This window comes from Scytonema sp. PCC 10023, assembly GCF_963920835.1.
Taxonomy (GTDB): domain Bacteria; phylum Cyanobacteriota; class Cyanobacteriia; order Cyanobacteriales; family Nostocaceae; genus Kalymmatonema.
In genome coordinates this window covers 1-8,399 of record NZ_CAWUDP010000188.1, presented here as the reverse complement: position 1 = coordinate 8,399, position 8,399 = coordinate 1, and the positions used below count along the sequence as shown (strand labels likewise).

Below are 8,399 nucleotides of genomic sequence, written 5' to 3'. Positions count from 1 at the left end.
CACAGGAAATTTAGTCAGGAGTTTTTCTCACGATCGCCCCCCCCTGAACGGATACCAAAATTATTAAGAATCTTGTTTGTCTTTAGCGCTGAAATCTCGGGACGGTCGAGGGTAATTATTGCCATTTTTCTTTCCTTGAAGTTAATATGGTCTTTTGCCACACTCTTCTGAAAATAAATAACCCACCACTTGACCAACAGAACGGCATCTTCTCCAGAGGTGCCTATTTTGTTTATTATAAGGCGATCGCTTTTTTTTAGAGTATTTTTAGCCAAAACATAGGAAGCTTTTAAAGGCTTGGCTATATTCGATTAAGGTTTACATCTTAGTACATTTTCTACTTATCAGCATCTTACTACTTGGGTGGGTGCTGATTTTTTATTGGCGGCTCAGCTTCTTAACCATTAAGGGTAACCAGGCTAAAGCTTGTCACCAGGCACTACAACAGTAGAAAAAATATAAGCGTTGCTTGCCAGGTATCGGCGATCGCTTTTAATCCGGCTCATAAACTTCCTCTGTCCCTCAATAAGCTTCCCGACAAGACATCCGGCAGACGCTCGACCAACTTTATCCATATCAGATCCATCGTGTTGGTTAACTCCATAACGACCCTCCGCGACCGCATCACCAATCCGCAACCCGTCCTCGTTGTCATCTCGACAAACTTTGACATCAGCGACTTGAACCAATGCCTCATGTGGTCGCGAATTCCCATGCATCCCCACAGCCCACGCCCAATATTGACCGAATTGAATTCTCGCGGCTCCCGCTGGGTTCATTCGGTGGTAAGTGTAGTAAGCGCCAGGCTCACAAGTCGCTGCCCATGCTTCCACTATTTGAGCTTTCCCAAAATCATCTACTTGGAATAGAGCGCGGGTGTCGTTCCACTCGTCTAGGCGATCGCTGTTGAGGGTGCCGTCGGGATACATTCCCTCGATGTAGACAATATTGAATACATCGCTCCCTCTAGCAATCCAATAATTCTTCTTTTGGTAGTAGCTGATGATTTTTTCCATCAGCCCTTCGGCTTGGATGGGTGGTGGAGGTGGCGCGAGCTTCAAAGAAGTCTTGGCAACTTCATCAAGAATGCCATCAGCATTTGGAGCGCCAGAAAGTTTTTGGAATTTCATCAAGGCACTTTTACTGAGATTCCCCCACTTGCCATCTGCGTCCGGGTCGAGCAATCCTTGATTAATTAGTATTTGTTGGGCTTCTTTATTGTTCATGAATCCTCCTAATGTAAAGCGGCACTTAAAGCTTATTAAGCGCCGCAACTAAATTTCAGGGTTGTATGGTGATTTTTGAAGAGTTTCAGGTCTTGGACACCATGCTAACTCAAGCTTTTCTAAATGTCAGGTGCGTTCCCATGATTGAAAAAATTATCAATGCTTTTCTAGATGTGATTAAATCCCTTCTGCCCAACCACAATTTATCTACTCTTGCGTGGATAATTCGACTATCTTTCTTATCAGTGCTGGTAGTGGGAATAGTTTTTGGAATGAAGGACACGCCTTTAGGCGATCGCATTGGATTAAGTAAGCAAATTGAGTTACCACTGTTGACTCATACTGAAGTGATAAAGAACTTTCGTCAAAGTTATGAAGAAATATCACAGTTGAGGGAGTCAGACCCCAATGTTCGCGCCACGTTCCTCGTAGCATTGATAGATAATTCCACAAATAATATTGTGCAATCTCAAAACATTAAAGATACTAGGCTAATGTTTTGGGCATGGTCAGTACCCGTTGACAAATACTCCTACTTGGACGTATTTGAACGAGCTTTCAACAGTATCAAGGGAGAATTTCAAGCTAAGCTTAATGATGGTTCTTGCCTGAGTGGTGAGATTCAGAAACCAGTGCTAGAGCAGCTTAAGCGCGGTGTGTATGATTTTCAATCTACGCATTTCAGCGTATGTCCAGTCTTTACGAGCCAGAATAAAAGATTGGTTACCGCTGCGATCGCTCTCTATAAGCAGCCCGATTCGCTTCAGCTTTATTTTTATGAAGATAAATTGCAAAGGGCTGCCAGTGCAATTAGTACGCTTTTCTATAGTTTTAGTGAAAAGTATCAGATTATATTTGATTAGTTGCCATAGCTTCATCTATCTTGCTACGCCGAGGAATCGTAGCAAGATAGATTCATGCGCCTCTCACTAGCCAGGTGAGAGGCTTATCTTTTGTGATTTCCTCTGAGAAAATAGTGACAGTTCAAGCCGAGATGGAATAAAAAAAGAGTAATAAAGAAAGACTGATAGAATCCAATTCGGCTTGCCAAGCAATCTAGCTTGGTTTTTTTTATCAGAATCTTCTCAGAGGAAAGTTGTCAAAATAAAGGGTAAATGTTTTGATAGTGAGTGATACAGCTTTTTTTGTGATAGAAGAGGTCATCTCGTGTGCTTGGCGCGGGATATTTTTTGAGTAGATGAGTGAAGGCGAAGCCCGCAGGGCGGGCGGCTACGCCAACGCCTAAGATATCGAATAAAATACACGAGTACGCGTAAGCATAAAAAGGGGTACAAGTCCCACCCTTGGCGGTGGGCTTTTTGGTGAGTAAAATATTGTAGGTAATGCAAGTACTAGATTCTGACTACAAGCCCATGTGCCTGGTTGTGGGCTTTCCTTCTTTTTTGGAAATGTGTGTTATTTTGGGTCAAGAATGTCCCATGATTTCGTTTGGTAGATGACAGCAACCCTCTTTGCAGTGCGAGTCTGTAGAGAGGGTTTTCTTTCCTCTTAGAAAGAGAGTTTAAAATTGAAAATTCAACACATATAATATTTGCCCTTTGCTTAGCACGGGGGATCCATCGATAAATGATGGGTTTTTTTATGTTCCTTTTTCCTTAGAATTTAAGAGAGCCTTGCAATCATCCAGCGATGCGCGTATAAGCGCAATCGTCTTAGAGGGTGTTTATAAAGAAAAACTAAAGGGACGCTGGTAACTAATTCAAAAGTACGTACAAGGCGAGGAAGTCGTCCAAGCGTTAAGGGTGTAATGAGTCGAGCATAACCCCTATATACCAATACGGTTCAGATAAGACCAAAACCCTTAGTACGACCATATTGTAGAGACGCGCTGAATGAAAGCGTCTCTACAGAGAACGCGAATGCCACTAAAATCCTTAACTGAACCGTATTGCCCTATATACATCTAGACTTTATTTTGGATCACACATTGAAAGCCCTTGTCCTAAGTAGTACAAACTTGTCGTCGTCAAGGACGTTCCGTAATTGAATTTTTTGAGCAAGCTATCAAAGCGATGGTTAATTCGGATATACAAGCGCCATCTTTAATACCTCAAGTCTAGACCTGAATCCTTACACCATTGGTATGATCTGATAGGCTGATGTCAGGAGTCAGCCCCCAACCCATGTCTAGGCATTTTCTACGTAGCTGGCGATAAGTTATTGATAAAGCATCAGAGGGAACGTGGAGTTCGGCAGTTAAATCATCGGGTACGACTCTGGGGCGTTGAGACTCGATAACTTGCTTATCTTCCAGACAAACTTTCAAACTTTGCTTGTGGAAAATGCCATCTGCCCAAGGTTGAGTCAAAAAACTACGAAACTGGATGAACTTGGAAATCGTGGTCTGCTCGTCAACAGGAACGTGGGCGACAAATAAGATCAGTTTAGTAGGAATACCAATATAAGCAATAGCAAGGTTGGGCATGTAAAAGGTGTTCGTTGTTTTGATCTCTAAATAGTCTTTGCTGTGGGTAAATTTCCAGAAAAAGCCTCTGGGCTTATGCTGCTTGAGATTAAGCAACGCACTTGCGCCCCAACCTTCCAGACGGACTTTGTAGTCTGGCAGTCGTGGTTCCTGATTCATTCCACTGCCAAAGGAATGAGCATGGACAAAGGCTGAGTGACCAGGATCAATAGAGTTTTCTAATAAGCGGGTATAGTGAGCGTTGCATGTAGATTCTATTTCAACAGACCGCAAAGCAGAATCTGTAACTTCAGGAAATGATGGCAGTGGGGGACATTCTTCTGGAGGAAGGTCGCCCCAAAATAGCCAAACAAAACCGTATTTTTCCTGAACAGGATATGTATCTATGCGAGCTTTCTTGGGAATAGGCACACCAGGTTGATTGGCAGGAATTTCAATACAAGTACCGTCTGTAGTAAACTTCCAACCATGATAAGGACAGCGGATACAGTCGTTCTCCACCCAGCCATTAGACAGAGCAGCACCGCGATGGGGACATCGATCTAGCAAAGCCACTACCTCTCCTTGTGAGTTGCGGTACAGGACAAATTGCTGGTTTAATAGAGGAACTTGCTTTGGCTTGTTGGTAATAGCTGAGCTGAATTCACAGGCGTACCAAAAGTTTTTTAACATAATTTTCTCCTACTTTTGAACTGTCCGACTAGGAAGGGGATCACAGGAACCAGCAGTACACTACCCAATAGGTCTAGAAATACGGTGATGAAGATAAAAATTAATGGATTCAATTCAGGTAGGTATTAGGGGTGAGATCAATGCACTATAAGCGGTGTTGTCAGCAGAGCCAGGATAAATACTAAATCAACTGCAGAACCGACTAGAGTGCCAAAAATGCGTGTAGGCATAGCATTGCCAGAGAACATGACCAGCGTTCCCACAAACATCCACGGCCATTGGATTTCGCGCCAGATGTAGAACCCCACCACACCCACTAGTAAAGCAATCGCGATTGTCAGAATTGGTACGCTACAACTTTTAGGTTTGTAACGCAAACTGCCAGCAAAAGTTGTTGGTATCAGTTCCAGTCGGCGAAAGTCGGTTAGCAACCCAAACACAATCAGCCCCAGAGCGATCGCCCAGCAGCCATAGCATATAATTGGGTAGTGCGCCCACGTCACACCAGCATTGCAGGCGAGTTTGACAGCGACCACTACCAACAGTGGCACAAATAAATTGTGGAAGAGAAAACGCAGACGATTCAGTGATTCTAGCAAAGTGCCTTCATCAATCAGATGACCTACAGAAATGATTAGGTTGTCATAGATCATTCCAGTCAGTACGACAATTAGCAGAATAGTGCTCATTCTGGGCGCTTGTTGAAATAAGTTAATCCCCCAAATTGCCAACCCAAAATTTGCAACTGTGTATATCGGATATAAAAAAGTAGCCATAATTTTTTCACGGAATGCCAATTTTCCCGGACTGAATTTTCGTTGAGTATCTTGTGGTGAGAGCGTTTTTCCAACCAAGGTGAGTTGTTGCTGCTTCTCGGTTAAGAAATCAACGAGTTCGTCAAGATTTGGAAATGTTCTGATATATGATTATTCGAGTCATGTAATTGGCTGACGTGGTGTTCCATACCCCAACCCATCTCCAGGCATTGTTTGTGCAGCTTACGATAGGCGATTGACAAAGCGTCGGAGGGGACGTGCAGTTCGGCAGTCAAATCATCAGGTATCACTTGGGGGCTTTGGGACTCAACTATTGGCTTATCTTCCAGCATGGTCTTCAAAGCCCTTTTCCGGGCATCTCCATCAGCCCAAGGTGCAGTGAGAAAGTTGCGGAGAACAATCCACTTGCTCACCGTAGTTTTATCGTCTATCGGCAGGTGACTACTAAAAAGTATCATCTTGAAATGACCGATAGGAAAGTCAAATTCAAGCCGACTGATGTTGGGCATATAAAAAGATAGTGTTACGCTCAAAGGGCGTGAGCCTTGTTTGTTGAGGAAGTGTTTCCAGAAGCCTTTAGTTTTTTTAGACTGATTTGCTGTCACAGTAGCACTTGCACTCCACTCTTCTAGACACACATCGTAGTTTTCAATCTGTGGTTGGTCTGCAATCCCACTGCCGAAGGAATTAGCATGGATAAACGCCACATGAGAAAAGTCAATCACGTTTTCTAATACGCGAGTGTAGTGAGCGTTCCATTGAAGTTCGCCGGAAACGACTCGCCAACCAGGGGCATCAAATTCGGTAAGTGATGGAAGTGGAGGACGCTTTTGTTCCGCCAGGTCGCCCCAAAACAGCCAGACAAAACCGTATTTCTCTTGAACTGGATATGTATCTATGCGAGCCTTTTTGGGGATTGGCACACCAGGCTGATTGGCGGGGATTTGAATACAAGTGCCGTCTGTTTGAAATTTCCAACCATGATATGGACACCGGATACAGTCTTTCTCCACCCAACCATTAGATAGAGCCGCACCGCGATGAGGACACTGGTCTTTTAGAGCTACTACCTCTTTATTAGAGTTGCGGTATAGGACAAAATCTTGGTTCAACAGAGAAACTCGCTTAGGCTTGCTCGTAACGGCTGAACTAAATTCACACGCATACCAAAAGTTTTTTAACATATTTAAGAGTTACGCACTGTACAAATTAACCATAATACGCACTACGGAAAATGGAGGTTTCAGGCGCTTCATACAACCCTGATTTCGCTACATATTTACTATGTTGAGTGTTAGACATGGCTCAAAAGCCCAAAAATCGTATATTACATATATAAGATGTGTAAGTACTGGTATTTTCCCTTTGCCTTTGAATCAATACATAACAATAATGTAGTGTTGTTTATGTCTACTCTTAATTGCTTTTACTGGTCAGAATTTGCAATCTTTAATTTGAGAAAAATCAAAAATTTTCCCTAAAAATAATAATGTAACTACCTAAAGTAAAAAACAACGCTTTTGCAGCATAGCATGATTTCCAAGTCCTTATGTAAGTAGATTATGTTGCAAAGATTAACAGTTTGTTACAACCAATAATAGGATAGACAATATTGGATAAGTTTCCTACGAGCAATCGTGGAAGACCTTACAGAAACTTATGGAATAGGCGAAAAAAGCTGCTAATTCTCAAAAAAATTATACTTAACTTAATTGAAAAATGATGCCACCTTTTTCGCCAAAGTTGTCCAATTTTGTCTAGTTTAATGAACCAAGGATGGGCACAACCCAAGAACCAAACTTCTGCTAAGTGATACTTAGTATGTAAGCCCTAAGTTTATTAAACGCTATTTAACCGGACTTGATATTACTTGAAAACTATACCGGAATGCCAGAAACAATTTGCCGCTCAGCATCGGAGGCGCTTTGACCTATTACTCCTAGTCCTCCTTGAAGCCCATTTATTGCATTGTTAAGAGTGCCTTGAGCCGAATCTAATGTAGAACCTGAACTCCTACCTATCTCACCTACACCATTTACAACCCCGCCTGCTAGGGTATTTACTGGACCGCTTCCTCCTACTACTGCCTTCAGTTCCAGTTCATCCAGTTCAATAAACAAGTCTTCGCGCACTTCGGTTGCTTTCAGTTCAGTGTTTTGGTTAACCATGATAAAAATAATACTTTTGGATGATTGTAGTTTACATTTGCATAATAGCAACACCTTATTCTTCAGGAAACAAAAAATATCAAATTACCCACTTTTCCTACTTATCCTACTTAACTATCAAATATATAGGACTAGTATTTGATTTTTGAAAAAGCGACCTACTTCTGAAGAGACATAAAATCACTCGTCTGTGTTGCGGATAAACCACTCAAACATCCACTTGAAATGAGAGAATGTTGGAACTAAAGCGCAAAAACGTCGAACCCATGTTTTAGCCTGCAACCAAATGTCCTCAATGGGATGAGCGTTCCGGGCAATTAGGAGCAAAGCGACGAGCGTGAATCTTCCATTGTTCTTCAGGTAAACCTGGGGTTATGCCGAAATACGTGGCAAATGGGACACGTTGTAAAGTTTTGTTGCAGAGTGTGCTTTCTTGATTTACCAACTTGCCCATAAATGATAAAGGGACAATCAAGATTTTGCACAGTAAAATCAACTCTTCACCTCTTTCAGTGCCTCAAACTTGTCCATAAACAATCATTTTTGGCAACGTTTTTCTCTGAAAGCAGACACGAAATTTGGTATTTAAACAACTGTATAGCAGGGCTTTTAAGAATCTGCGTTAGAAAACTTTACAATGTGTCCCATTTGCCATGTATTTCGGCATACCCCCAACCTTGGTTTATCTCGCCTAAAAAGTCTTGGACAATATGCGAACGATGGTAAGAAGCACCATCCCAAAAAATAAGTAATTGCTGGTTTGGTGACTCGTCTAATAAATAACGTAGATAATTAACCGTATTATCTGAGTTACCTGCATTGTATGCTTTAACGAGTAATTTTCCTTCGACATAGTCCACAGCCCCGTAATATGTTTGCTTATCTCGCTCGTTAACTCAGATCTTGCACCAATAAAAATTGATTTAATTTAATTACTCCGTATTAAATTAAAAGCCTTAATTTAGCGATAAAAACCGATAAAAATCAGGTAGCCTTATCGCGCATCTTTTTAGCTTATACGGTTTTTTACGGTTAGGTGCAAGATCTGAGTTAACACGTATCCGTTCAGGGGGGGCGATCGTGAGAAAAACTCCTGACTAAATTTCCTGTG

Annotated in this window: 7 protein-coding genes and 2 pseudogenes; 1 reads left to right on the top strand and 8 read right to left on the bottom strand. The window is 42.0% G+C overall.

Going from position 1 to position 8,399, the window contains the following annotated elements; translation table 11 throughout:
- Nucleotides 1–14: 14 nt before the first annotated feature.
- Together ACM0OZ_RS46800 and ACM0OZ_RS46795 are read right to left on the bottom strand one after the other, a co-directional pair.
- Nucleotides 15–275 (bottom strand): hypothetical protein, encoded by a 261-nt coding sequence (locus ACM0OZ_RS46800; protein ID WP_414589806.1) that lies wholly within the window; start codon nt 273–275, stop codon nt 15–17.
- A 144-nt stretch (nt 276–419) separates the two neighbouring features.
- Entirely contained in the window at nt 420–1,226 is an 807-nt protein-coding gene (locus ACM0OZ_RS46795) for a peptidoglycan-binding domain-containing protein (protein ID WP_414589805.1), read from the bottom strand.
- A gap of 140 nt (nt 1,227–1,366) precedes the next feature.
- Between ACM0OZ_RS46795 and ACM0OZ_RS46790 the strand changes: the two genes are divergently transcribed.
- Nucleotides 1,367–2,089 carry a hypothetical protein gene (locus tag ACM0OZ_RS46790; protein WP_414589753.1) on the top strand — a complete coding sequence of 241 codons (723 nt, stop codon included), beginning with the start codon at nt 1,367–1,369 and terminating at the stop codon, nt 2,087–2,089.
- Between the two features lie 1,214 nt (nt 2,090–3,303).
- Here the strand turns inward: ACM0OZ_RS46790 and ACM0OZ_RS46785 are convergent.
- The 6 genes and pseudogenes from ACM0OZ_RS46785 to ACM0OZ_RS46760 all read right to left on the bottom strand — a co-directional run.
- Nucleotides 3,304–4,344: a Rieske 2Fe-2S domain-containing protein gene (locus ACM0OZ_RS46785; protein WP_414589804.1), complete on the bottom strand. Its 1,041-nt coding sequence runs from the start codon at nt 4,342–4,344 to the stop codon at nt 3,304–3,306.
- Nucleotides 4,345–4,481: 137 nt separating this feature from the next.
- The gene (locus ACM0OZ_RS46780) at nt 4,482–5,120 is read right to left on the bottom strand and encodes a hypothetical protein (RefSeq protein ID WP_414589803.1); all 639 of its coding nucleotides are present in this window, start codon (nt 5,118–5,120) and stop codon (nt 4,482–4,484) included.
- 101 nt (nt 5,121–5,221) lie between these two features.
- Nucleotides 5,222–6,304 carry a Rieske 2Fe-2S domain-containing protein gene (locus ACM0OZ_RS46775; RefSeq protein ID WP_414589802.1) on the bottom strand — a complete coding sequence of 361 codons (1,083 nt, stop codon included), beginning with the start codon at nt 6,302–6,304 and terminating at the stop codon, nt 5,222–5,224.
- A 693-nt stretch (nt 6,305–6,997) separates the two neighbouring features.
- Nucleotides 6,998–7,288 carry a hypothetical protein gene (locus ACM0OZ_RS46770; RefSeq protein WP_414589801.1) on the bottom strand — a complete coding sequence of 97 codons (291 nt, stop codon included), beginning with the start codon at nt 7,286–7,288 and terminating at the stop codon, nt 6,998–7,000.
- 180 nt (nt 7,289–7,468) lie between these two features.
- Nucleotides 7,469–7,652, bottom strand: a pseudogene (locus tag ACM0OZ_RS46765) (IS630 family transposase); the annotation flags it as partial.
- A gap of 313 nt (nt 7,653–7,965) precedes the next feature.
- A pseudogene (locus tag ACM0OZ_RS46760) lies at nt 7,966–8,184 on the bottom strand (transposase); the annotation flags it as partial.
- Nucleotides 8,185–8,399 lie beyond the last annotated feature (215 nt).

Bases quoted from the DNA above. Each gene is read 5' to 3' on its own strand.
- ACM0OZ_RS46785 (WP_414589804.1), bottom strand. From the start codon at position 4,344: ATGTTAAAAAACTTTTGGTACGCCTGTGAATTCAGCTCAGCTATTACC.
- ACM0OZ_RS46770 (WP_414589801.1), bottom strand. From the start codon at position 7,288: ATGGTTAACCAAAACACTGAACTGAAAGCAACCGAAGTGCGCGAAGAC.
- ACM0OZ_RS46780 (WP_414589803.1), bottom strand. From the start codon at position 5,120: ATGGCTACTTTTTTATATCCGATATACACAGTTGCAAATTTTGGGTTG.
- ACM0OZ_RS46790 (WP_414589753.1), top strand. From the start codon at position 1,367: ATGATTGAAAAAATTATCAATGCTTTTCTAGATGTGATTAAATCCCTT.
- ACM0OZ_RS46795 (WP_414589805.1), bottom strand. From the start codon at position 1,226: ATGAACAATAAAGAAGCCCAACAAATACTAATTAATCAAGGATTGCTC.
- ACM0OZ_RS46775 (WP_414589802.1), bottom strand. From the start codon at position 6,304: ATGTTAAAAAACTTTTGGTATGCGTGTGAATTTAGTTCAGCCGTTACG.